Annotated in this window: 25 protein-coding genes; 12 read left to right on the forward strand and 13 right to left on the reverse strand. The window is 72.5% G+C overall.

Translation table 11 applies throughout. From position 1 onward, the window contains the following. Position 1: 1 nt before the first annotated feature. The 7 genes from AB0K03_RS16105 (at position 2) to AB0K03_RS16135 (ending at position 7,756) form a co-directional block, all read left to right on the forward strand. Positions 2-1,693, forward strand: coding sequence for a glycosyltransferase family 39 protein (locus tag AB0K03_RS16105; RefSeq protein ID WP_364684930.1), 1,692 nt, complete (start codon positions 2-4; stop codon positions 1,691-1,693). A gap of 115 nt (positions 1,694-1,808) precedes the next feature. Further along, entirely contained in the window at positions 1,809-2,510 is a 702-nt protein-coding gene (locus AB0K03_RS16110) for a monooxygenase (RefSeq protein WP_364684932.1), read from the forward strand. Further along, the gene (locus AB0K03_RS16115; protein WP_364684933.1) at positions 2,507-3,088 is read left to right on the forward strand and encodes a GNAT family N-acetyltransferase; all 582 of its coding nucleotides are present in this window, start codon (positions 2,507-2,509) and stop codon (positions 3,086-3,088) included. The genes AB0K03_RS16110 and AB0K03_RS16115 overlap by 4 nt, the downstream gene beginning before the upstream one ends. A 13-nt stretch (positions 3,089-3,101) precedes the next feature. After that, the gene (locus tag AB0K03_RS16120) at positions 3,102-3,872 is read left to right on the forward strand and encodes a carotenoid biosynthesis protein (protein WP_364684935.1); all 771 of its coding nucleotides are present in this window, start codon (positions 3,102-3,104) and stop codon (positions 3,870-3,872) included. Beyond that, a complete protein-coding gene (locus AB0K03_RS16125) occupies positions 3,869-4,963 on the forward strand; it encodes a glycosyltransferase family 2 protein (RefSeq protein ID WP_364684937.1) in 1,095 nt (364 codons plus the stop codon). The genes AB0K03_RS16120 and AB0K03_RS16125 overlap by 4 nt, the downstream gene beginning before the upstream one ends. Then, positions 4,960-6,402 carry a phytoene desaturase family protein gene (crtI, locus tag AB0K03_RS16130; RefSeq protein WP_364684939.1) on the forward strand — a complete coding sequence of 481 codons (1,443 nt, stop codon included), beginning with the start codon at positions 4,960-4,962 and terminating at the stop codon, positions 6,400-6,402. The genes AB0K03_RS16125 and crtI overlap by 4 nt, the downstream gene beginning before the upstream one ends. Before the next feature lie 277 nt (positions 6,403-6,679). Continuing rightward, complete coding sequence (locus tag AB0K03_RS16135) at positions 6,680-7,756, forward strand: erythromycin esterase family protein (RefSeq protein WP_364684941.1); 1,077 nt, start codon at positions 6,680-6,682, stop codon at positions 7,754-7,756. Between the two features lie 25 nt (positions 7,757-7,781). Here AB0K03_RS16135 and AB0K03_RS16140 read toward each other — a convergent pair whose 3' ends face one another. The 6 genes from AB0K03_RS16140 to AB0K03_RS16165 form a co-directional block, all read right to left on the reverse strand. Further along, positions 7,782-8,279: an ATP-binding protein gene (locus AB0K03_RS16140; RefSeq protein ID WP_364684943.1), complete on the reverse strand. Its 498-nt coding sequence runs from the start codon at positions 8,277-8,279 to the stop codon at positions 7,782-7,784. A gap of 239 nt (positions 8,280-8,518) precedes the next feature. After that, entirely contained in the window at positions 8,519-8,893 is a 375-nt protein-coding gene (locus AB0K03_RS16145; protein ID WP_364684945.1) for a hypothetical protein, read from the reverse strand. A 196-nt stretch (positions 8,894-9,089) separates the two neighbouring features. Further along, entirely contained in the window at positions 9,090-10,589 is a 1,500-nt protein-coding gene (locus AB0K03_RS16150; protein ID WP_364685458.1) for a glycosyltransferase family 2 protein, read from the reverse strand. Between the two features lie 70 nt (positions 10,590-10,659). Further along, positions 10,660-11,283: a HAMP domain-containing sensor histidine kinase gene (locus AB0K03_RS16155; RefSeq protein WP_364684947.1), complete on the reverse strand. Its 624-nt coding sequence runs from the start codon at positions 11,281-11,283 to the stop codon at positions 10,660-10,662. A gap of 328 nt (positions 11,284-11,611) precedes the next feature. Further along, a complete protein-coding gene (locus tag AB0K03_RS16160; protein WP_364684949.1) occupies positions 11,612-12,247 on the reverse strand; it encodes a LysE family translocator in 636 nt (211 codons plus the stop codon). An 11-nt stretch (positions 12,248-12,258) separates the two neighbouring features. Continuing rightward, positions 12,259-13,182, reverse strand: a complete 924-nt coding sequence (locus AB0K03_RS16165; RefSeq protein ID WP_364684951.1) for a LysR substrate-binding domain-containing protein — start codon at positions 13,180-13,182, stop codon at positions 12,259-12,261. Positions 13,183-13,253: 71 nt separating this feature from the next. On the opposite strand from AB0K03_RS16165, the gene AB0K03_RS16170 reads away from it, so the two are divergent. The 4 genes from AB0K03_RS16170 (at position 13,254) to AB0K03_RS16185 (ending at position 17,375) form a co-directional block, all read left to right on the forward strand. After that, positions 13,254-14,015 (forward strand): succinate dehydrogenase cytochrome b subunit, encoded by a 762-nt coding sequence (locus AB0K03_RS16170; RefSeq protein ID WP_364684953.1) that lies wholly within the window; start codon positions 13,254-13,256, stop codon positions 14,013-14,015. 1 nt (position 14,016) lies between these two features. Beyond that, a complete protein-coding gene (locus AB0K03_RS16175) occupies positions 14,017-15,954 on the forward strand; it encodes a fumarate reductase/succinate dehydrogenase flavoprotein subunit (protein ID WP_364684955.1) in 1,938 nt (645 codons plus the stop codon). Beyond that, entirely contained in the window at positions 15,954-16,697 is a 744-nt protein-coding gene (locus tag AB0K03_RS16180; RefSeq protein WP_364684957.1) for a succinate dehydrogenase/fumarate reductase iron-sulfur subunit, read from the forward strand. The genes AB0K03_RS16175 and AB0K03_RS16180 overlap by 1 nt, the downstream gene beginning before the upstream one ends. 84 nt (positions 16,698-16,781) lie before the next feature. Next, the gene (locus AB0K03_RS16185) at positions 16,782-17,375 is read left to right on the forward strand and encodes a cadmium resistance transporter (protein ID WP_364684959.1); all 594 of its coding nucleotides are present in this window, start codon (positions 16,782-16,784) and stop codon (positions 17,373-17,375) included. Here AB0K03_RS16185 and AB0K03_RS16190 read toward each other — a convergent pair. From AB0K03_RS16190 to AB0K03_RS16200, 3 genes are read right to left on the reverse strand one after another with little or no spacing between them, the layout of a single operon-like run. After that, complete coding sequence (locus AB0K03_RS16190; protein WP_364684961.1) at positions 17,294-18,517, reverse strand: MFS transporter; 1,224 nt, start codon at positions 18,515-18,517, stop codon at positions 17,294-17,296. The genes AB0K03_RS16185 and AB0K03_RS16190 overlap by 82 nt on opposite strands. A gap of 41 nt (positions 18,518-18,558) precedes the next feature. Continuing rightward, positions 18,559-19,038 (reverse strand): hypothetical protein, encoded by a 480-nt coding sequence (locus AB0K03_RS16195; RefSeq protein WP_364684963.1) that lies wholly within the window; start codon positions 19,036-19,038, stop codon positions 18,559-18,561. Next, positions 19,035-19,727, reverse strand: coding sequence for a TetR/AcrR family transcriptional regulator (locus tag AB0K03_RS16200; RefSeq protein ID WP_364684965.1), 693 nt, complete (start codon positions 19,725-19,727; stop codon positions 19,035-19,037). Before AB0K03_RS16200 ends, AB0K03_RS16195 begins: the two co-directional genes overlap by 4 nt. A 90-nt stretch (positions 19,728-19,817) precedes the next feature. Between AB0K03_RS16200 and AB0K03_RS16205 the strand changes: the two genes are divergently transcribed. Then, positions 19,818-20,537, forward strand: a complete 720-nt coding sequence (locus tag AB0K03_RS16205; RefSeq protein WP_364684966.1) for a DUF2306 domain-containing protein — start codon at positions 19,818-19,820, stop codon at positions 20,535-20,537. Here AB0K03_RS16205 and AB0K03_RS16210 read toward each other — a convergent pair. The 4 genes from AB0K03_RS16210 to AB0K03_RS16225 all read right to left on the reverse strand — a co-directional run bounded on the left by AB0K03_RS16210 (position 20,433) and on the right by AB0K03_RS16225 (position 23,819). Beyond that, a complete protein-coding gene (locus AB0K03_RS16210; protein WP_364684968.1) occupies positions 20,433-21,908 on the reverse strand; it encodes an MFS transporter in 1,476 nt (491 codons plus the stop codon). The genes AB0K03_RS16205 and AB0K03_RS16210 overlap by 105 nt on opposite strands. Positions 21,909-21,952: 44 nt before the next feature. Further along, positions 21,953-22,435 (reverse strand): MarR family winged helix-turn-helix transcriptional regulator, encoded by a 483-nt coding sequence (locus AB0K03_RS16215; RefSeq protein ID WP_364684970.1) that lies wholly within the window; start codon positions 22,433-22,435, stop codon positions 21,953-21,955. 76 nt (positions 22,436-22,511) lie between these two features. Next, positions 22,512-22,955, reverse strand: a complete 444-nt coding sequence (locus AB0K03_RS16220) for an HNH endonuclease (RefSeq protein ID WP_364684972.1) — start codon at positions 22,953-22,955, stop codon at positions 22,512-22,514. A 213-nt stretch (positions 22,956-23,168) separates the two neighbouring features. After that, positions 23,169-23,819 (reverse strand): CDP-alcohol phosphatidyltransferase family protein, encoded by a 651-nt coding sequence (locus tag AB0K03_RS16225; RefSeq protein WP_364684974.1) that lies wholly within the window; start codon positions 23,817-23,819, stop codon positions 23,169-23,171. Between the last annotated feature and the right edge of the window lie 3 nt (positions 23,820-23,822).

A 23,822-nucleotide genomic window follows, 5' to 3' on the forward strand; every position in this document is an offset into this window, starting at 1 on the left:
CATGGCCGCCGATACCGCCACGGAAACGGAAGCGGTAGCGACACCTGCCACCGTCCAGGACCCGCCGCCGGACCAGGCCGCGCCGCCCGAGCAGGCCGCCCCACCGGAGCCGGAACCACCGGCGGTCCAGGACACCCCGCCGACCCCGCCGCCCGCACCGCCGCCGCCCTCGCGGGCCGGCCGGGCGTGGGCGTGGGTGCGGACCCGGATGGTCCCCACGCTGGCCCTGGTGACCTTCCCGTTCGCCGCGACGCTCACGGTGATGCTGATCGGCATCGGCAACCGGCAGTTGTGGCGCGACGAGAACGCGACCTGGTGGGCGGCCTCGCTCGAGATCGCCGACCTGCGCAAGATGGTGCAGACGGTCGATGTCGTGCTGTTCCCGTACTACGCGTTCATGCACGGCTGGGTCTCGCTCTTCGGTGACACCGAGACGGCGCTGCGGATGCCGGCCGCGCTGGCGATGGCGTTCTCGGCGGCGCTGATCGCGCTGATCGGGCGGCGGCTGTTCGACGCCCGGGCCGGCCTGGTCGCGGGCCTGCTGGTGCCGGCGGTCCCGGTGATCAGCCGGTACGGGCAGGAGGCGCGACCGTATGCGCTGGCGATGCTCACCACGGTCGCCGCGGTGTGGCTGCTGCTGCGCGCGGTGGAACGCCCGACGGTGTGGCGCTGGATTCCGTACACGCTGGCGGTGATCGCGGTCGGTTGCACTCACATCGTCGCGCTCATGAGCCTCGCCGCGCATCTGGTGGTGTGGGTCGCGGCGGTGATCCGCGCGCGGGGACGCCGGCGGCTGTGGACAGTGCTCGGCTGGCCGCTGTCCGTGATGGCCGCGGTGCTCGCCATCTCGCCGCTGATCATGCTCGGGCAGCGCCAGGGCGAGCAGATCTCCTGGATCCCCGACACGACGTGGGCGCGGGTGCAGGAATTCCCCGGCGAGGTGTTCATGAGCCCCGCGGTGGCCGGGTTCTTCCTGGTCGCCGGCCTCGGTGCGATGTTCGTGCTGGCCTTCGAGGGCCGCGGCGGGCTGCTGCTCGTGTGGGCGCTGCTGCCGCCGATCGTCGCGTATTACACCTTCCACGATTACCACTTCTTCTGGCCTCGCTACATGCTCTTCACGGTCCCGGCCTGGATCCTGCTCGCCGGGTTCGCGCTGCGCCGGCTGGCCGCGGCGGCCGCCGCGACGGGCCGCGTCGTGGCGACCGCCAAGGTGGTGGTGGTCGCCGTCGCGGCCGCGGCGGGGCTCACCTTCGCCGGGTGGCCGCAGCAGGGCGACATCCGCAGCGACGCGGTCGAGAACGAGTTCGCGTTCCGGCTCGCCGCGCGGCTCATCGCCGCCCGCGAGGAGCCGGGCGACGGGATCATCTTCACCGGCTACCGGTACGCGCACCGCGGCTTCCGGTACGAGTGGCGCCACCAGCCCCGCGAACAGCAGCCGCAGGAGCTGCTCGTCGACCAGCCGCCGGACGAGGCCTGGTCGTGGGAGCACCTGCGCTGCATGCCGACCGTCGTGTGCCTGGCCGACACGAAGCGGATCTGGCTGGTGTCCACGGATCCCAGCGGCCTGAGCCCGTTCAGCCCGCTGCCCGGCTCCCAGCAGAAGGCGGTCCAGCGCCGCTACAACGTCGTGCTGCACGTCCAGTTCCACCGCGTCTGGGTGACCGAACTCGTCCGGAAGCCGCCTCGCAAGTGACCGGCCGTAGATCGGCGTGGGCGCATGTGACCGACGCAAAAGCGGCCCGACTGCCTCGGTGGAAGTGACCGACCCGCCCAGGCGTGACGCCGGCCCGCGTGGGTAGCGTGACGGGATGACGTCCGTACCGCCGCTGGTCACGCTGCACGTGTGGCAGGTGCCGCGGCGGGCTGTGGGGCGGGCTTTCGTCCGGATGGCGGTGGATCCGCGCCGGTTGCGTCGGGTGCCCGGGGCGCGGTTCGGCAAGCTGCTGGGCACCGGGACGGGCACGAGCTTCGGGCCGGGCGACTCCGACCTGACCCGGTACGCGGCCGTCGTGGCCTGGGACGGCCCGGACGGCGGCGACCTCGGCGCGGTCGGCGCGGCCTGGGACCGGATCGCCACGGCCTCCGCGCGGGTGGACCTGACGCCCCTGACCAGCCACGGTCGCTGGTCCGGCCTGACCCCGTTCGGCCAGCCGTCGGACGGGCGGCACGACGGCATGGTGCTCGCGCTGACCCGGGCGCGGCTGCGGCCCGCGCGGGCGTTGACGTTCTGGCGTGCGGTGCCGCCGGTCGCCCGCGAGCTCGCCGCCGCGCCGGGGCTGCTGGCGCGCTTCGGCGTCGGCGAGGCGCCCGTGGTCTGGCAGGGCACGGTCAGCGTGTGGCGCGGCGCGGCGGATCTCACCCGGTTCGCGTACCGTCAGCCGGAGCATCGCGCGGTGATCGCGCGGACGCGGGAGGTCCGCTGGTACGCGGAGGACCTGTTCGCCCGCTTCGCGGTGCGCGGCATCAGCGGCGACAAAGCCGTACTGGGCTGGCGGGAAGGAGAGCGATGAGGCTCGTCCCCTGGCAGCCGGACGACATGCTCCGGCGGCTGGACGACGTGGTGAGCGTGTACGGCGAGGCGATGGGTTACCGCGCCGAGCTGCTGCAGACCCGCCGCGGCTACATCGGCGCGCACGTACGCCGCGCCGGCTTCCGGGCGGTCGCCACCCTGACCACCGACGGGCACCTCGCCGGTTTCGGGTACGGCTACGCCTCCGGCCCCGGCCAGTGGTGGCACGACCAGGTGCGGTCGGCGCTCGACGAGACGGCCCGGCGGCGCTGGCTGTCCGACTGCTTCGAGGTGGTCGAGCTGCACGTGCGCCCGAGCGCGCAGGGCCACGGGATCGGCGCCCGCCAGCTGCGGGCTCTGCTGTCGATGGCCGACGGCTCGACCGTGCTGCTGTCGACGCCGGAGGCCGACGAGAAACACTCCCGGGCCTGGCGGCTCTACCGGCGCTTCGGCTTCGAGGACGTGCTGCGCGACTTCATGTTCCCGGGCGACGAGCGGGCGTTCGCCATTCTCGGGCGCGGCCTGCCGCTGACCGAGCGCGCCCCGGCCGAGGACGCACCGGGCATTGTCGGCATCTGAGCGGTCCTCCTGGGTGCGCCCGGCTGTCGCGGTGGCCGAGCGGCCGTCGTGGGCGCTGCTCGGCGCGCTCGTCCTGGTCCAGATCTGCTACCCGCTGACCTCGGGGGGCGTACGGGCCGGGTTCACCGTCACCACGGTCGTGCTGGGTTACCTGCTGTCCGTGAGCCACGCGCTGCTCAGCCGGGGCCCGCGCGCGGCGGCCGCGCTCGTGGGTACGGCCACGCTGGGCGGGTTCGTGGTGGAGGCGGTCGGGGTGGCGACGGGGTTCCCGTTCGGCACGTACGACTATTCCGGCCAGCTCGGCCCGAAGGTGCTCGGCGTCCCGCTGATCATCCCGCTGGCGTGGACGTGGATGGCGTGGCCGGCGTGGCTCGCGGCGCTGCGGCTGGCCCGCTCGCGTGCGGCCCGGGTCGCGCTGGCGGCGGCCGGGCTGGCGGCGTGGGACCTGTTCCTGGATCCGCAGATGGTCGCCGAGGGCTACTGGGTGTGGCAGTCGCCGACGCCGACGCTGCCGGGTGTGCCGGGCATCCCGATCGGCAACTATCTGGGATGGCTGGGCTTCGCGCTCGTGCTGATGGCCGTCCTCGCGGCGGCCACGGGCCCGGCGGGCGGCCGGGCGCTCGGCGGGGACGCCCCGATGATCGCGTTGTGGCTGTGGACGTACGCTTCCTCCGTGCTCGCCCACGCGGTGTTCCTGGGGCTGCCCTGGTCCGCGCTCTGGGGCGGCGTGCTCATGGGCGCGGTCGTGCTGCCGCTGCTCCCGGCTCTGCGACGACGCGCATGATCTGGCTCGCCCTGCTGCCCTGGCTGGCCCTGACCGGTCACACGCTCGTCAACGCGATGCTGCTGCGGCGGCCACCCCGCGACGCCTCGGTCACGGAGCGCGTGGCGGTGCTGCTTCCGCTGCGTGACGAGGCGGACCGGGTGACGCCGTGCCTGGAATCCTTGCTCAGTCAGCGGGGCGTCCCCGAGCTGGAGATCGTCGTGCTCGACGACGGGTCGGCCGACGGCACGGCCGAGGTGGTGCGCCGGGTCGCCGGCGACAAGGTACGGCTGCTGACCGGCGCGCCGCTGCCCGCCGGATGGCTCGGCAAGCCGCACGCCTGCGCGCAGCTCGCCGCCGCGGCTGCGGGCAGCGACGTGCTGGTCTTCGTCGACGCGGACGTGGTCCTGGCCCCCGACGCCGTCGCGGGCGGGGTCGCGCTGCTGCGGTCCGCGCAGGTCACGCTGCTGTCGCCGTACCCGCGGATCACCGGGGCCGGCCGGCTCGTGCAGCCGCTGCTGCAGTGGTCGTGGCTGACGTTCCTGCCGCTGCGGCTGATGGAACGCTCACCCCGGCCGTCGCTGGCGGCGGCGGGCGGGCAGTGGCTGGTCGCCGACCGGACCGGCTACGAACGGGCCGGCGGGCACGCGGCCGTGCGCGACGACGTGCTCGAGGACATCGGGCTGGCCCGGGCGGTCAAGCGCTCCGGCGGCCGGATCGCCCTCGCGGACGGGTCGCGGCTGGCGGAGTGCCACATGTACGCGTCGTGGCGGGAGCTCGTCGGCGGTTACAGCAAGTCGATGTGGGCGTCGTTCGGGTCGCTGACCGGCGCGGCGGCCGTCGTGGTCCTGCTGATCCTGCTGTACGCGGCGCCGCCCGTGACCGCGATCCCGCTCCTGATGTCCGCAAGGGTGGATCTTGCGTTGGTGACGCTGTCCGCGTACGGGATCGGTGTGCTCGGAAGGGTGATCGCCGCGGCCGCGACGGGCGGGCGGACCTGGCCCGATCCGCTGGCGCAGCCGATCTCGATCCTGGTGTTCGGGTGGCTCGTCGCCCGGTCGTTCGTGTTGCGCCGGCGCGGCGCCCTGAGCTGGCGGGGGCGGCCGGTATGAGCAGAATCCTGGTGATCGGTGCGGGCGTCGGAGGGCTCGCCGCGGCGGCCCGGCTGGCGGCGGCGGGCCACGAGGTCGCCGTGTACGAGCAGGCGGCGGCGATCGGCGGCAAGCTCGGCCGCTACGAGCGCGACGGCTTCCTGTTCGACACCGGCCCCAGCCTGCTCACGCTCCCCCAGGTCTTCACCGACCTCGGCCTGACGCTCGACCCGGTGCCGCTGGATCCCGTGGTACGCCACGTGTTCCCGGATGGATCCACTCTGGACTCGTCAGCCGATCCGGAGGTCTTCCGCGACCGGATCGCCGACGCGTTCGGCGCGGGGGCGGCCGCGGACTGGGGCCGCTTCTGGAAACGCGCGGAACGCATCTGGGCGGCATCGTGGCGCTCGGTGCTGCAGCGCGAGGTGTCCCCGGCGACGCTGGCCCGCCTGTCGTGGCGCGTCGGCGACCTCACCGCGATCGCACCGGGCCGTACGCTGCGCACGCTCGGCCGCCACTACCTGCGCGACTGGCGGCTGCGGATGCTGCTCGACCGGTACGCGACCTACACCGGCGCGGACCCGCGTCGCGCGCCGGCCGCCCTCGCCGCGATCCCGTACGCGGAGCTCACCTTCGGCGGCTGGTACCTGCCCGGCGGCCTCGGCGTGCTCGGCACCGCCCTGCTCGACCGCTGCCGCGCCCTGGGCGTCACGATCCACACCTCCACGCCGGTCACCGCGATCCGCACGTCCGCGGGGCGCGCGACGGGCATCTCGCTGGCCGACGGCTCGGAGGCGACCGCCGACACCATCGTGTCCGATGTGGACGCCGCCACGCTCTACCGCGACCTGCTGCCGTCCCCGGCACGCCTGGCCGGCCTGTCCGACCGCAGCCTGGCCGGCTTCGTGCTGCTGCTCGGCGTGCGCGGCGAAACCCCGCAGCTCGCCCACCACACGGTCTTCTTCCCCCGCGACTACGACGCCGAGTTCGACGCGGTCTTCGGCGACCCCGCCCACGGCCGGCCCGCCCGGCCCCCGTCCGACCCGGCCGTCTTCGTCACCCGCGCCGAGGACCCGGCGGTCCACCCACCCGGCAGCGAAGCCTGGTTCATCCTGGTCAACGCACCCCGCCACGGCCGGTCCGCGGGCACGGTCGACTGGGAACGACCCGGCCTCGCCGACACGTACGCGGCGCACATCCTCGACCGCCTCGCGGCCCGCGGCCTCGACGTCCGCGACCGCCTGGAATTCGTGGAGACCCGCACGCCCGCCGATCTGGCGGCGGCGACGGGGGCCCCGGGCGGAGCGATCTACGGTACGGCGGGAGGACTGCTGCGGCCGGGCAACCGGGGCCCGGTGGACGGGCTGTACCTGGTGGGCGGGTCGACCCACCCGGGCGGCGGCCTCCCGATGGTCACCCTCTCGGCGAAGATCGTCGCCGACGCCATCGGGACGGCCTGAGCCGGGCGGATCAGGCGTCCTGGTATTCGATCGCCGCGGCGGCGGCTCCGCTGGAATCCTTCGGTCTCGGGCGTCGAGGCTCCCGGACAGGCGCCCCACCGCCGGTGTCGTCGTCCGGCCCTTCGCGCCGGAACGAGGACGTCTCCTCGGCGCCCTCGCGGCGCTTCCGCTTCCTGGCCGACCTGCTCACGGGCTGCTCCCTTCCACGCATTGTTTCGCGGGGAGACCGCACCCATGACTGTAGGACGGCCCTTCCACCGGCCGATAAGGTCGGCGAATGTCTTCTTTGTCGCCGGGAGAATTCGACGCGATCGCCGACGTGGTCCGCGACGCGCGCGTGGTGGCGATCGGCGAGAGTGCCCACCACGTCCGCGAGTACTACGACGTCCGGTTCCAGCTCACCCGGTTCCTCGTCGAGCGCTGCGGCTTCTCGGTGTTCGCGATGGAGTCCGGCTACAGCGAGGGCCTGGCCGTGGACGCGTGGACGCGCGGCGGCCCCGGCGACCTCGAGGAGCTGGCCGCGCGGCACATCACGTACCGGATGGGCCGGTGCGCGCAGATGCGGGAGCAGCTCGCGTGGATGCGCACGGCCGGGGTGGGCTTCAGCGGCATCGACGTGCCCGGCTCGGCCACGTCGCCGCTGCCCGCGCTCCTGCACCTGCGCCACCTGCCCCACGTCCGTCCTCAGGTCGACGAGATCATCGACCTGGTGCAGCCGTTCGCCCACCGGGAAGGTCTGGCGGCGTACGCCGCGTACGCGTCCATGCCCGAGGCTGACCGCGACCGGATCACCGCGCTGCTGGCGGGTCTGACCGCCGGCGACCTCAGCGGGACCGAACGGCGTGAGCTGCGGCTGTTGGTGCTGCTGGATCAGCTGCTGCGGGGTGATGTCGCGGCCCGGGATCTGGGCATGGCGGAGACGGTGCTGTCGCTGCTGGAGCCGGGGACGAAGGTCGTCGTCGGCGCCGCGAACGGCCACATCCAGCGAATCCCGATGGCGCTGCCGGGCGTCACGGTCCCGACCATGGGCGCCCATCTGACCCAACGGCTGGGCGACGCGTACGTGCCCGTCGCGCTGACCGCCGTCTCGGGCATCACGCCGACCCGCCGCCGCGACCCGGACGCACCCGGAGGCGTGTTGGTGATCGGTGCCGAGTTGCCGCCGCCTCGCAAGGACAGCGTGGAGGCGACGGGGGCGGGGATGCTGCTGCGCGACGCGCTCGGGACGGCGTCGTTCATCCGGGTGCTGGACGGCTGGCAGGAGACCGATGTGGCCGCCGCGTACGACGCCGTGGTCACCCTGGGGACGATCTCGCCGGCCGAGCAGATCTCGGCGGGCGTCGACGGTCGCTGACCGGTCCGGCTCCAGCCGCGGCGGATCAGCGCGCCGGCCGATGGCGGACAGGGTGAGATGCGGGCCGGGCGTGCGCCGCACTCCGGGACGTGCGGAGGCGGACGGTGGCGTCGACGCCGCTGCCCGGCGCCTGCTCGAGATTGATCCGCCCACCGCTCGCGCGGACGAGGCGTTCCACGATGGCGAGCCCCAGCCCGCTGCCGTCGTCGGCGGCGTCGGGGGCGCGCCAGAACCGGTCGAAGGCGCGGCGCCGGTCCGTCACGCTCATGCCGGGGCCCTGGTAGATGACGTGGACGGTCGCCGCGCCGTCGCGGTGGAGACGCCGGTCGATGCTCACGGTGCTGCCGGGCGGGGCCACCCGCAGCGCATTGGCGATCAGGTTGTCCAAGACCTGTTCCAGGGCGCCGTCGACAGAGCGCGAGCAGGCCAGCAGGTCGAACTCCTTGGGCACTGCAGCGGCCGCCCGCGGCTCCCGGCACACGTCGATACCGTCCATGTCGGGCAGGCCGAGGTCCAGCAGCACGAGATCGGCCCGCTCGGCGCCCAGCGCCTCCGCCCCGTGCCGACGCGATGCACGGCGAACCCGTAGCGGCCCAGCCCCTCAGTGAGCGGCCCGGCGATACGGTTGTCGTCCTCCACCAGCAGCACCGTCGTCGCTGCTCCGCTGGGCCCGGCACTCAGCATCGGGGTCCTCACCGCGTCGTCGTCGAGCATGGCCGCACCCTGGTATGGGCGCGGCCACGGATCGAATCAGCGGCGGCCTCAGTCGTCGTCGCCCTCGTCCGCCTTGGTCTTGACGATGGTCAAGTCCTTGTCGAGGTACACCTCGATCTCGCCACCGGAGTCCTGCGCGATCTCGACGGCGTACAGGCCGGGGTTCTCGACGTCGTGCTCGCTCTTCTTCACCGTGCCCGGATACTTCGCCAGCGCGGCCTTCTCGGCCTTCTCCTTGGTCTCACCGGTCAGCGGCTCCTCCTTCTGCTCGCCGGCCTCCGCGGCCGGCTGCTCGGCCGGCTGACCGCCGGCGGCCTGCTGGTTGGCCGCCGGGTTCGTGGCCGAGGTGGCGGGGTCGCTGGAGCAAGCCGTCAGACCACCGAGCAGGAGCAGGCCGGCGGGGATGATGAGCTTGAGCTTCACGAAGGGGCTCTCCTTGGTCGCGGACGGGGGTGTCCGCACACGTTCCGGCGGACACCAGAACGCCAGGCGGGTGCGTTCCAAGGACCGGCCAGCTGAAGGTTAGGAACCGGCCAAGTTCTCCCCAAAATGCCGCAATCGGTCGGCCGCGTGTCGGGACGTCGCACGTAACGGCGTCGCGCGGGAGCCCGGCTCGTCGTCAGCTCTTGAGGGAGGCGATGACCATGGACGGGATCCACAACACGGCGAACACCGCGACGATCGCCAGCACCGACGGCTGCGGTTGCTGGCGCCAGACGACCAGGTACGTGACGACCTGCGCGCCCAACGTCATGGTGTTGAGGGCCCGCATCCGCCGCGCAGGCCGAACCGCCACAGCGCCTTTCTTCCGATTGGTTTTCGGGGTGACGAACCACGTTTGTGCCGTGTCGCGGAAGCCCTTGATGTTGGCGATCGCATAGGTGTGTACGACGGACAGAGCGAACCAGCAGCAGGCCGGAATGTAGAGAAGGTTGACCCATCGACGATTCTTCACGACCGTCACGATCAGTGGCACGACGGCGCTGAACAACATCAACAGAATGATCGGCGCCACCGTGTATGCGACGGTACGCAGCGGGCCCTCGGGCGCCGTCCAGCCGCGCCGGGGACCGAAGGTGGCAAGCGCCGCGGCCAGCACGCTCCATACGGCGGACGCCTCGATGCCCAGTGCGGCGGTGTAGTAGGCGTTCTGCCGCAGCAAGCTCAGCTTCGTTTGCACGCCGAGCCCGGATCGCAGGACGGGCCGGAGGTTCTCCTTGAAGGTGCGGGCCGACCCGATCGCCCACCGTTCCTGCTGCCGCCGGAAGGCCTTGTAGTTGGGCGGCACCTCGCCGACGTTGGCCACGTCCTCGAGGTAGACGCCCCGGTAGCCGGCCAGGTAGAACCGGTTGGACAGGTCGATGTCCTCGGTGAGATGCCCGGCGCGGAAGCCGCCCACCGCGTAGAGGGCCGGCAGGTCGAACATGGCGCAGCAGCCCGAAAAGAGGATCATGTGACCGAGCCGTTGCCGGCCCGGCAGATCGGACAGGTAACAGGCCTCCTCGTTGATGGCCAGGCAGCGCTGGAAGTGGTCGGTGTGCCCGTAGTGGTAGAGCCGTTTGGTTTGGACGTAGCCGATATCGGGCGCGACCTCGATGGCCTCGAGGCAGCGCTCGATCGCGTCGGCCTGAGGACGCCAGTCAGCGTCCAGCAGATACATGTGGGAAAAGCCGCGTTCCCGTAGATATCCCTCCATGGTCGACAGGTTGCCCGCCTTGAATCCGACGTTGTCCGCACGGTGGAACAGGACGAACTTCTCGGACTCCCACAGTTCGACGTCAGTCCCGGCGTAGCGAGCGCCTTCCCTGCGGACGCAGCCGTGCTCGTCAGCCAGCCTCCGGAGCATCGCGATCGTCTCGGGGTCGTTCGAATCGTCACCGACGATGACGGTCTTGTTCCGGTAGGACAACTTCCCACAAGCCGCCACCGTGTCGGCGATCACCTCGCGCTCGTTGAAGGACACGATGACGACAGCGACCGATGCATCGGAGGAGACGGCCACCGTTGGCGGCCGCCGCCGCGACAGCGCCGCGAACGCATAGGCGTAGTTGTAGAAGGCGAAAAAGCCGAAGTACAGCGTCAACCCGATCAGAGCGGTCACCATCACCATCTGGATCATCACGCGCCAGACGGTACGAGAGGAATATTGCCGAGCCGCGTCGCATGTGAACGGTCGTCGTTCCGACGCGTTACGCCCCGGCCCCGGCGCGCTGCGGCGACTGCGGCTGGATGTCGATCCGGCGACGCGGAGGACCCCCGGCGGGGCCGGATCGCGCCGGCCGCGCGTGCGCCGGGTTGCCGCGACCGGCGGGCCGGGGGCATCGGAGGCGGATGGTGGCGTCGACGCCGCTGCCCGGTGCCTGTTCCAGGCTGATCTGCCCCCCGCTCGCGCGGACGAGGCGCTCGACGATGGCCAGACCCAGTCCGCTGCCGTCGTCGGCGGAGTCGGAGGCACGCCAGAACCGGTCGAAAGCGCGGCGCCGGTCCGTCGCGCTCATGCCGGGCCCCTGGTCGATGACATGTACGAGCGCCGTGCCGTCGCGATCGAGGCGCCGGTCGATGCTCACGGTGCTGCCGGACGGTGCCACGCGCAGCGCATTGGCGAGCAGGTTGTCCAGGACCTGCTCGAGGGCGCCGTCGACAGCCTGGACGAAGCCGAGGGGTGCGCCGCGTACCTGCAGGTCGACCTGGTGATCGGCGGCGAACGGCGCCCAGGTGGCGACGCGGTCGTCGATGACGGCGTCGGCGTCGACCGGTACGGGGTGCGTCGCCGTGTTGTCCAGGCGGGACAGGGCGAGTAGGCCCTGCACCATCCTTGAGCTTCACGAGGAGGGCTCTCCTTGGTCGCGGACGGGAGGGGTGTCCGCAGGCGTTCCGGCGGACACCAGAACGCTAGGCGGGTGCGCTCCAAGGGCCGGCCAGCCGAAGGTTAGGAACCGGCCAAGTTCTGCCCAAAACGCCGCAGCCGCGGATCGCGTGGCGATTCGCCATCGCGGACAAACAGGTCGATATCCCTACCTCGACCCCTCGCACATCGCAGTCCCGGCCGACTGATGTCTGGTCAGCGCCCCTTCCCACCGCCAGGACGGGCGCTCGTACAGGACCGTGAACCCGGCACCGCGGGCACGCTGTCCGCGGGGGTCAATGGTCGCTGAGGGCGAGGCGTACGCCGAATCCCGCGATGACCGTCCCCGTGATCCGGTCGAGCACCCGCCGCGCGAGCGGCCGTTGCAGCGCCCGGCGCAACCTGCGGGCCAGCAGTACGAGCACGGTCGACCAGACCGCACCGAGTCCGATGTGGACGGCGGTGAGCAGGAGCCCGGCGCCGAACGCCGGCGCGCCCGCCGGGATGAACTGCGGCAGCAGCGCCACGTAGAACGCGCCGACCTTCGGGTTGAGCAGGTTGGTCAGCGCCCCGCGCCGCCACCCGGGCAGGAACGCGTCGCCGGTGGGCTCCGGCGGGACGTCCGGGGCGATGCCGCGCCGGCGCAGGGTCGACCAGAGCATGGTCAGGCCCATCCAGGTCAGGTAGCAGGCCCCGGCCCAGCGCAGCACCTCGTACGCGACGTGCGAAGCGGTGAGCAGGGCGGTGACGCCGGCCGAGGTGAGGGCTCCCCAGGCGAGCGTGCCGGTCTGGATGCCGGTCACCACGCCCCACGCGCGGCGGGTGTCGCCGACTGCGGCCGTACGCAGGATCAGGGCCGTGTCCATGCCCGGCGTGAGGGTGAGCAGGCCGACAACCGCGATGAACGACAGGGTTGCACTGAGGGTGATCACGGGCCCTCAACCTACAGGGGGTGGACGCCGATGGGCAGCTCGCCGGTGGCGAGGTGGTCGAGGACCGTGGCGCGCAGCGCCTCGGCCGCGTGCGGGAGGATCGCGCGGCGGCGGTGCGCGAGGGCGATCGTGCGGCGCATGCCCGGCGGCGCGAGCGGGGTCGCGCGCAACAGGGGACGGTTGGCCAGCACCATGCTCGGCACGAGCGCGACGCCCAGACCCGCCTCCACGAACGCGAGGACCGCGTCCATCTCGCCGCCCTCGACCGCGAAGCGCGGGGTGACGCCGGCCCGCCGGCAGGCCTCGAGGGTGACGTCGCGCAGGTCGTAGCCGGGGCGGAACATGACCAGCGGGGTGTCGCGCAGGTCGGTGAGCGCGAGCTGGGTGTTGGGGGTGGGCGGGGGCCCGGCGGCGACGGAGGCGACCACGAGGCTTTCGCGCAGCACCGGCGCGGCGTGCAGGGCCGGGTCGGCGCCGTGTTCGGGCTGGACGATCAGGGCGAGGTCGAGGTCGCGGGCGAGGAGGTCGGCGATGAGGTCCTGCGAGCTGCCCTCGTTGACGTGCAGTTCGATGTCCGGGTGCTCCGTACGGAATCGGCGCAGCACCATCGGGACCAGTGACGAGCAGAGGCTGGGGGTCGCGCCGACCCGGACCCGGCCGCGGCGCAGGCCGACGATCTCCTGGACCGCGTCCCGGGCGGCGTCCGCGTCGGTGATCATGCGGCGGGCGAGCGGTAGCAGCGTCTCGCCGGCCGCGGTGAGGGCGACGGCGCCCCGGACCCGTTCGAAGAGGGGGGCGCCGAGCGCGTCTTCGAGGGTGTGAATCTGCTTACTTAAAGTTGGCTGTGAGACGCCCAGGGAATCGGCCGCTTGGGTGAAATGCCGGGTTTCTGCCACTGCTAGGAAGTATCGGAGCTGTTGAAGCTGCACGTCCATAGCCTACAGCTATGATCACCAGGTCGATCATGCATTAGACGAATCGCTCCGGCGTTCCTACCGTCCATGGGGTGGCGGTAGATACCAGAACTCCTCCCCCGAAGGCGACGGCCGAGCCCGCGAAGAAGGCGCTCGACAAGAAGGCGCCGGCGAAGCGGAGCCCCCGGGGCCTCAGCTCCTCGGTCTCGCTCAAGATCCTGATGGCGGTCAGCGGCCTGCTGCTTGTCGGTTTCCTGTACATGCACATGCTCGGGAACCTGAAGATCTTCTTCGGCGCCGACAGCTTCAACCACTATGCGCACTGGTTGCGCACCGTCGGCGTGCCGCTGCTGCCGGAGGACTGGTTCCTGTGGATCCAGCGGGCCGCGCTCACGGCCGCCGTGATCGGGCACATCACCGCCGCGACGGTGCTGGCCCGCCGCGCCCGCCGGGCCCGCCCGGTGCGCTACGTGCATCGCCCCAAGGTGCAGGGCAGCTACGCGGCGCGGACGATGCGCTGGGGCGGCGTGATCATCCTGCTCTTCGTGATCTACCACATCCTGGACCTGACCACCGGCACGCTGAACCCGGTCGCGGACCCGGAGCACCCGTATCGCAACGTGGTGGCGGACTTCGCGCCCGGCCGCTGGTACGTGACCCTGTTCTACGCGCTCGCCGTCGTGAGCGTCGGCTTCCACCTGCGGCACGGACTGTTCAGCGCCGCACGCACGCTGGGCCAGCGCACCCTGCGCGGCGAGCGCATCGCCCGGGCCACCGCCCTCGTCCTCTCCGTCGCCCTGGTCGCCGGCTACCTGTCGGTGCCGTTCGCCGTGCTCACCGGATTGGTGGACTGACATGACCGACTCCTTCTGGAACGAAGGCGACCCGATCGCCGACGGCGCGGCACCGGACGGTCCCATCGAGACCCGCTGGGAGCGCCGCAAGTTCTCGGCCAAGCTGGTGAACCCGGCCAACCGCCGCAAGCTCACCGTCATCGTGGTCGGCACCGGCCTGGCCGGCGGCTCGGCCGCGGCGACGCTCGCCGAGGCGGGCTACAAGGTGCGCTCGTACTGCTACCAGGACAGCCCGCGGCGCGCGCACTCGATCGCCGCGCAGGGCGGCATCAACGCCGCCAAGAACTACCGCAACGACGGCGACTCGATCTACCGGCTGTTCTACGACACGGTCAAGGGCGGCGACTTCCGCGCCCGCGAGTCCAACGTGTACCGCCTCGCCCAGGTCAGCGTGAACATCATCGACCAGTGCGTGGCCCAGGGCGTCCCGTTCGCCCGCGAGTACGGCGGCCTGCTCGACAACCGCTCGTTCGGCGGCACGCAGGTCTCCCGTACGTTCTACGCCCGCGGCCAGACGGGCCAGCAGCTGCTGCTGGGCGCGTACCAGGCGATGGAGCGGCAGATCGGCCTCGGCAACATCGAGATGAACGCCCGGCACGAGATGCTGGAGCTCATCGTGGTGGACGGCCGGGCCCGCGGCGTCGTCGTGCGCGACCTGGTCACCGGCGAGATCACCACCGACTTCGCCGACGCGGTCGTGCTCGCCTCCGGCGGCTACGGCAACGTGTTCTTCCTGTCCACCAACGCCAAGGGCTGCAACGTCACGGCGACGTGGCGCGCGCACCGCAAAGGCGCGCTGTTCGCGAACCCCTGCTACACCCAGATCCACCCCACCTGCATCCCCGAATCGGGTACGCACCAGAGCAAGCTCACGCTGATGAGCGAGTCGCTGCGCAACGACGGCCGGGTGTGGGTCCCTCGCAAAGCCGAGGACTGCGGGAAGCCTGCGGCCGACGTCCCCGAGGAGGACAGGGACTACTACCTCGAGCGGATCTACCCGTCCTTCGGCAACCTGGTCCCCCGTGACATCGCGTCGCGCGCGGCGAAGAACGTCTGCGACGAGGGCCGCGGCGTGGGCCCCGGCGGCCTCGGCGTCTACCTCGACTTCGCCGACGCCATCCAGCGGCTGGGCCGCAAGGCGGTGGAGGCCAAGTACGGCAACCTGTTCGAGATGTACCAGCGCATCACCGGCGAGGACCCGTACGAGGTCCCGATGCGCATCTACCCCGCCGTGCACTACACGATGGGCGGCCTCTGGGTCGACTACGACCTGCAGTCCACGATCCCGGGCCTGTTCGTGATCGGTGAGGCGAACTTCTCCGACCACGGCGCCAACCGGCTCGGCGCCTCGGCGCTCATGCAGGGCCTCGCGGACGGCTACTTCGTCCTGCCCAACACGATCAACAACTACCTCGCCGCCGGCCCGTTCGAGCCCGTCTCCCCGGACGACCCCGAGGTCGTCGAGGCGCGCACCCAGGTCGAGGACCGCCTCACCCGCCTGCTCGCCGTCGACGGCGACCGCACGGTCGACTCCTTCCACCGCGAGCTCGGCCACATCATGTGGGAGTACTGCGGCATGGAGCGCACCGAGGAGGGCCTCACCAAGGCGATCGGGCTGATCCGTGGCCTGCGCGAGGAGTTCTGGACCCGGGTCAAGGTGCCCGGCACCGGCGAGCAGCTCAACCAGAACCTGGAGAAGGCCGGCCGCGTCGCCGACTTCTTCGAGCTCGCCGAGCTGATGTGCATCGACGCCCTGCACCGCGCCGAGTCGGCCGGCGGCCACTTCCGCGCGGAGAGCCAGACCCCCGACGGCGAGGCCCTGCGTCACGACGACGAGTTCGGCTACGTCGCGGCCTGGGAGTACGGCGACGTGCCGACGCTCCACAAGGAAGACCTCACGTTCGAGTACGTCCACCCCAGCACGCGGAGCTACAAGTAATGGACATTCAGGTACGCGTCTGGCGTCAGTCCGGCCCCGAGGACAAGGGCCGGATGGTCACGTACGACGTCAAGGACATCTCCCCCGACGCCAGCTTCCTCGAGATGCTGGACGTCCTCAACGAGAAGCTGATCCTCGACGGCGACGACCCGGTCGCCTTCGACCACGACTGCCGCGAGGGCATCTGCGGCATGTGCGGCATGATGATCAACGGCGTGGCGCACGGCCCCGAGCGGGCCACCACCACCTGCCAGCTGCACATGCGCCACTTCAAGGACGGCGACACCATCGACGTCGAGCCGTGGCGCGCGGCGGCCTTCCCGGTCATCAAAGACCTCGTGGTCAACCGCGGCGCCTTCGACCGCATCATCGCCGCCGGCGGCTACATCACCGCCCCCACGGGCACGGCCCCGGACGCGCACGCCACCCCCGTCCCCAAGCCGGACGCCGACGCGGCCTTCGAGGCGGCCACCTGCATCGGCTGCGGCGCCTGCGTGGCGGCCTGCCCCAACGGCTCCTCGATGCTGTTCACGGCGGCCAAGGTCGCCCACCTCGGCCTGCTCCCCCAGGGCCAGCCCGAACGCGACAGCCGCGTCGTGGACATGCTGGAGGCCCAGGACGAGGCGGGCTTCGGCGGCTGCACCAACATGGGCGAGTGCACGACGGTCTGCCCGAAGGGCATCCCGCTCACGCTGATCGGCCGGCTCAACAACGACTACCGCAAGGCGGTCGGCAAGCGCTGACCCGCGTACGCCACCCAGAACGGCGGCCCGTCCCCGGACGGGCCGCCGTTCTGCATCATCGGCAGCTCACTACGCTGGGCGCGGATGGGTGAGATCATTGCGGCCGCGGCGGGTGTGTTCGCCGGGACGAACGTCGACGACCTCGTTGTGCTGACCGTTCTGTTCCTGTCGGCGCGCGCCTCCGGCCGTCCCCGGCCGTGGCACATCTGGGTGGGTCAGTACGCCGGCATCGCCGCCCTCGTCGCCGTCTCGGCGGTCGCCGCGCTCGGGTTGACGCTGGTGCCGGATCGGTGGGTCGGCCTGCTCGGGCTCGTACCCATCGCTTTGGGGGTGCGGGGCCTGGTCGCCGCCGTGCGGGACCGGGGCGACGGGCCGCCGGAGCCGATGACCGCGGCGAATGCGTTCGCCGTGGCCGGCGTGACCGTGGCGAACGGGGCCGACAACATCGCCGTGTACACGCCGGTGTTCCGCAGCCTGGGCCTGGGCGGCAGCGTCGTCACCTGCCTGGTCTTCGCCGCGCTGGTCGCCGTGTGGTGCGCAGTGGCGTCGTGGCTGGGATCGCACCGGCGGGTGATCGCGGTGGTGCAGCGGTACGGTCACTGGCTGGTGCCGCTGGTGTTCGTCGCGATCGGCGTCGTCATCCTGGTCGAGTCAGGGGTGCTCGGGCGGCTGTTCTGACGGCCGGGGCGCAGCGCCGCGGCGGCCGAGGTCAGGCACACCACCGCCGCCGCGATCATCGCCGGGCGTCCGCCGGCGTGGACCGCGGCCGAGCCGAGCGGGTTGGTCAGCGCCACTGGTCCGAACATGGCCGTGGTGGCGGTGGCCGAGACGCGGCCCAGCAGGTGGTCCGGCGTTCGGGCCTGCACCGCCGTGACCGCCGCGATCAGCGTCCACGGCAGCCCGATCCCGCTGAGCACCGCGCCGGCGATCATCGCCGGCCACCAGGGCAGGCACCGGCAGAGGGTGCCGGCCGCGAAGAGGACCGTGCCCGCGACGCCGGCGGCGAGTTCGCCGCGTGCGGCGATGAGGCGGCCCGCGGCCAGGCCGGCCATGATGGAGCCGGCGCCCTGGGCGCTGAGCAGCACGCCGAGGAACGTGCTCGGCAGCGCCATGTCGTCGACGACCACGGCGTACAGGGGTGCGCTCGTGAAGCCGGACATGCCGATGGCGATGCCGGCCAGGGCGACGGTCCGGCGGAGGGCTCGCGTACGCCGCAGGACGTCGAAGCCGGCCCGCAGCCCTCGGTCCCCGGCGCCAGGCCGCGACGGTACGGCCGTCAGCCGCAGCAGCGCGTACAGGACCACCGTGGTCAGCGGCATGAGCGCGCTGAGGACGGCGACCGCCGCGCCGCCGTGCCAGGCGTACAGGCCGGCGCCGGCGAGCGGAGCGACGAGTTTCATGCCTTCCTGGGCGCTGGAGCGCCAGCCGTTGACGTCGCCGAGCCGGTCCGGGGGCAGGGCGGCGGGCAGCAGCGCGGACTCGCCCGCGTCCAGCAGGAGGTAGCTCAGGCCGTACCCGAGGGAGACCGCGTAGATCAACCAGGCCTGACCCGCGGACCGGACGGTGACCAGCGTGAGGAGCGCGGCGGCCAGGGCCAGGTCGGTGCCGATGAGCAGCGGCCGGCGGGGTAGCCGGTCGAGGAGGGCGCCGAGCCAGGGTCCGGCGAGGGCCGGGGCGTAGACGCAGAGGCCGGCCAGGCCCGCGCGGGCGGGCGAGCCGGTCAGGTCGAGGATCCAGATGCCGGCAACGAGGGCCATGGCGCTGCTGCCGAAGCCGGATAGGACGGAGATCGCCACGAACAGCACGGCGTTACGGGACATGCCCGTCATCGTCGGAGGTTGAGTTCAGTCGTAGCAATGTGTCAACGTGACGTTGACAAGGCCTCGGTCAGCTTGCGGACTGCCAGTCGGACATAGCCCGGGAGCCGTCCATCGCCGACGGTGGCGAGGTCGTCGGCCGCCTCGCGCGCCAACGCGTACAGGCCGCCCGGAGGCGCGTCGACGGCGATCGCGACGGTGTCACGGACGAGGGCGGCGCGGGTGAAGCGTGCGGTCCAGCGCCGGTCGGCGGCGATGGCGCGGTGCAGGTCGGACACCGCTTCGCGGAGGACGACGATGCTGTGGGCGTACCGGAGATCCTGGTCCGTGCGCCGCGCCCGGGCCGCCGCCAGCAGTCGTTGCCGGCGCTGCTCGGCGGCCTGCCGGCTGGCCAGGCCGAGGGCGGCGGCGATTTGTGTCCAGGTCGCGCCGCCCTGCCGGGCGCGGTCGATGAGCTCGAGCTCCCGCTCGTCGAGCCGGGCCCGCGCGGGGCCGATCTCGGCGAGTTGATCGAGATCCGTCACTCTGTCAACAGTACGTTGACACCGTCCAGGATGCGGGTGAGGCCGAACGCGAACGAGTCCCCGGCGTCGTCGGGGCCGGGCGTGAAGACTCCCGCGTCGGAGGCCGCGGCGAGCGCGGGCAGCCGGTCGGGCCGGACGAAGTGGGCGATGAGCGCGGCATAGTCGCCCTCCGGCTCGCCGCTCATCAGCACCGCGCCGATCTGCGCCTCGCCCCGGACGAAGTTCAGCACCGTCATCAGCACCTCGAAGCGTTGCGCGTGGCTCAGCGAGGTGCCGTCCATGGCGGACAGTCCGCTGTCCAGCCAGGACAGCTGGCCGGGGTCGAGCGGCGGCCGGCCGGCGGTCACCTGGAGGATCCACGGGTGGGCGTAGTAGACGCCGCGCAGGGCTCGCGCCCAGACTTCCAGGGCGGGACGCCAGCCGTCCGGCGGCAGCTCCGGCGGCGGTCCGGGCGCAGCGTCCAGCATGAACGTGAGCAACTCGTCCTTGTTGGCGACGTGCCGGTAGAGCGACATGGGCGCGCTGCCCAGCCGTTCGGCGAGCCGGGACATCGACAGGGCGCCGAGGCCGTCGGAGTCGGCGATCTCCACGGCCGCGGCCACGATGCGCTCGCGGCTGAGCCCGCGCGCCGCCGGCCGCCGCGGTTCCTCCCAGAGCAGCTGCAGCGTACGGGGAATCTCGCCAGTCACGCGGTCATCGTACGGACGGGCCTTCCGCACCGGTGTGCGTATGGCATACGCTCATGCGTACGACATACGCACGAGATCGAGGGATGTCGAATGATGACGAGGGCATGGTGGCGGCGACCGTGGATCTTCCCGCTGGGGGCGGTGGTGGCGATGTTCCTGGCGTTCTCGCTTCCGCCGTACCTGAGCCTGGACCCGGGCCGCTCCCGGGTCCCGCAGCCGGAGACGCTCGGGGTGGCGCATTTCTGGACGCTCGTGCCGCACGTGCTGTTCGGCAGCATCGCGCTCGCGACCGCGGTGGTGCAGATCTGGCCCTGGTTCCGCCGCAGGCACCCGGCCTGGCACCGGCGCGCCGGCCGGCTGTACGTCTTCGGCGGCGTGCTGCCGGCCGGCCTGACCGCGCCGGTCGTGGGGTTCTTCACACCGTTCGGGCCGGTGACCGCGGCCAGCGACGTGCTGCTCGCGCTGCTGTGGCTGGCGATCACGCTCACCGGCTGGCGCATGGCCCGCCGTCGCCGGTACGCCGACCACCGCCGCTGGATGGTCCGCAGCTTCGCACTCACCGCCTCGATCATCTCGAACCGCGTCTGGGGCGTCGTGGCGGCCGTCGCGCTGACGCCGCAGCTCGACACCACTTTCCACGGCGACGGGAAGCTGCTCTCGTGGACCGTCTCGGCGATCGCCGCGTGGCTGGGGTGGACGCTGCCCCTACTGGCGGCAGAGTGGTGGCTCGACCGCGGCCGCAGCCGCCGGGTCCCCGTCACCGACCGGGGTGCCGCCCGGAGCCGGCCGCCGGTCCTGAGTGGCCGGTGACCCGGCCGGCACGAGGGCCGTCAGGATGAACGCGCCCACCACGAAGCCGGCCGCGGTCAGATAGGCGCGGGCATAGCCGTCGCGCAACGCCTCGACCGGGGCGACGCCGTCGGCCGCGTGCGCGCCGGTGACCCGGGCGGCCACCACGGCCAGCACCGCCAGCCCCAGCGCCGCCCCGGCCTGTTGCGCGGTGTTGGCCAGGCCCGAGACCAGCCCGGTGTCGTCCGGCCCGGCGCTCGCCATCGCGAGCATGATGATCGCCGGGATCACCACGCCGACGCCGAGGCCCATGACGACCAGGCCCGGCAGGACGTCGGTGGCGTAGTGTGCGGCGACCGGCATGCGGGTCAGGAGCAGCAGGCCGGCCGACAGCACGGCGAGCCCGGCCAGCAGCACGGGCTTCGCACCGAGGCGGGCGGTCAGCCGGGGCGCGGCGACCAGCGACACCAGGCCGATCACGATCGGTGTGGGCACGAACGCGAGCCCGGTGCCGATCGCGTCCAGCCCGAGCACCCGCTGCAGGAACAGCGCGTTGACGAACTGGAAGCCCATGCCGGTGGCGAAGACGAGGATCAGCGCGGCGCACGCGAGCAGGAGACGGCGGCTGCGCAGGACGCGCAACGGCACGAGGGGGTGACGGGCGGAACGCTGCCGGACGAGGAACGCGCCGACGAGCACTGCCGCGAGGATCCCGTACGCGAGGCTTCCGTCCACGATGGCGTACACGCCGGCCGACAACCCGACGGTGATCAGGGCCGCGCCGGCGACGTCGGTGCCCGTCCGCAGGCCGGGGCCGGTCTCGCGCGGGAGCACCCGCAGCGCCGCGATCAGCACCCCGGCGCCGATGGGTACGTTCACCAGGAAGATCCAGGGCCAGCCCGCGGCCTCGGTGAGCAGCCCGCCCGCGACGAAGCCGACCGCCGCGCCACCGGCCTGGGTGAAGCTGTAGACGCCGATCGCGCGCGCCTGGGCGGCCGGCTCGGGGTGCAGCCGCACGATCAGGCTGAAGATCACCGCCGAGGCGAGGGCGCCGCCGACGCCTTGCACGAAGCGGCCCGCCACCAGCAGGCCCGCGGTGCCGGCCAGGCCGCAGAGCAGGCTGGCGGCGGTGAACACGATCAGCCCGGCGAGGAAGACGGTCCGGGCGCCGACGAGGTCACCGAGCCGGCCGGAGAGCAGCAGGAGGCCGGCGAAGCCGACCAGGTATCCGTTGACGACCCAGGCCACCCCGGCGGCGGAGAAGCCGAGGTCGGACTGGATGGCGGGCACCGCGACCGCCACGATCGTGCTGTCCAGCACGATCATGAGCGCCATGGCGCAGAGCACGGCGAGGGCGGCGGCCCGGTGACGGGGGTATGCGAGAACGGCCATGGACCAGACCGTAACAGATAGTCCAGATGCAGACTATCTACTTCTCACGCAGTTGCCCGCTGCCGCGCCCGGCGTACCGGCCGGGGCCCCTCCCCCGGGCCGCTCTCGGCCAGCTGGTGGAGGGCCGCGACGAACGCCGTGCGGGCCGGCTCGGGCAACGCCTCGAGCGCCTCGGTGTGCACCCGGTCGACGATGCGCTGCCCCTCCTCGGCGACCCGGCGGCCCTCCTCGGTCACCGCGATGATCCGCGCCCGGCGGTCGGCCGCCGACGGGCGGCGCTCGGCGAGACCCCGGCGCTCCAGCTCGTCGACCGTGCTGACCATCGTGGTCTTGTCCAGGTCGGCGAGAGCGGCGATCTGGATCTGCGTACGGTCCTCCTCGAGCGCGTGCACCAGCACGCACTGCATCCGCGGGGTCAGCCCGACGTCGGCCAGCGCGGCGGCCAGCCGGTTGGACATGGCGTGACCGGCGGAGTTCAGCAGGCCCGTGAGGTCGCGGACGGTACGGGCGGGCACGTCGGAAGCCATGCTTGTGAGCCTATCCGCGGCGGCCGACGGTGGTGGACGACCGACGGGCCCCCGTTGCACCCGCCGGCCGTCGCCCTCACCGCGCGGCCAGCTCCGCCCAGCCCGGCGCCCTCGGGGCCGAGCGCAGCGGCATCCGCGCCTCCGCCGGCGTACGGTCCCCCTTGCGCTGATTGCAGCGCCCGCACGCGGCGACGGTGTTCTCCCAGGTGTTCGCGCCGCCGCGGGAGCGCGGCAGCACGTGGTCGATCGTGGACGCGACGCCGCCGCAGTAGCCGCAGCGCCGCCCGTCACGGCTCAGCACCCCGGCGCGCGACCAGCCGGGACCGCGGCTGTGCCGCCAGCGCGTCACCACGTAGCTGACGAGCCGTACCACCGTCGGGATCGGGAAGACCCCGATGCGCGCGTCCGGGCGGGCCTCCTGCACCACCGCGACCTCGCGGAAGAGCATCCGGATCGCGTGCCGGACGCTGACCCGGTGCAGCGGCCCGTAGTCGGCGTTGAGAACGAGGACCACGCTCACCGCGGGTCACCTCCCCTGTGGTCTGCCATGAAAAAGCCGCCCGGCCCCGGACAGCAGGGGGCGGACGGCGGTCGGCGCGCACGCGTCAACCCCGCTGGCAGCCCCTGCCGTGGTGCCGGAAGGCGGTCATGTGATCTCCCTCGGGCCCGGGGATCCGGGCCACGTCGTCGTGGTGAAGAAACTAGGACGAACGGGCAGGCACGGACAACGCAATTAATCGATCAGCGCGCGGCGTACGGCGGCGAGCAGCTGAACCAACCCGATCACGCCGAGCGCGACCCAGACGATCGCCGCGATCACGACCACGGTCCGGTCCCAGCCCGGGTGGACCAGGCCGGCGACACCGCCGACCACGAGGGCGCTGATGGCCACCGACACCCGGGTCGGGCGCTCACCCACGGTCACCGCGCCGAGGCCGCTCATCCCGCCGGCCGCCGCGCGGGCGCGGACGTACTCGTGCAGCCAGCTCACCGCCAGGGCCGCCACAACCAGCCAGCCCGGCACGCCGGCCACCCAGAACGCGGCCAGCCAGGCCAGCTCGCCCAGCCGGTCCGCCACCGAGTCGTAGACGAACCCCAGCCGGCTGGCCTTGCCGCTGATCACCGCCACCGCACCGTCGAACGCATCGGCGAAGCTCGCCAGCAGCACGAGGACCGCGCCGGCGAGCAACGGCACGAACGGCACACCCGCGCAGAGCAGCAGGCCGACCGTGGTCACCGCGCTCGGGCCCGCGCCGAGGCGGGCGAGCAGCCCGCCGCCGCGGTACGCCAGCCGGATCCAGCCGCGCACCACCGGGGAGGCGGTGCGCGGGTCGAAACCGCCGTGCAGCGCCGACCAGGCGACGGCGTACTGCTCCCAGGTCACCGG

Source organism: Actinoplanes sp. NPDC049316, from assembly GCF_040677315.1.
Taxonomy (GTDB): Bacteria; Actinomycetota; Actinomycetes; order Mycobacteriales; family Micromonosporaceae; genus Actinoplanes.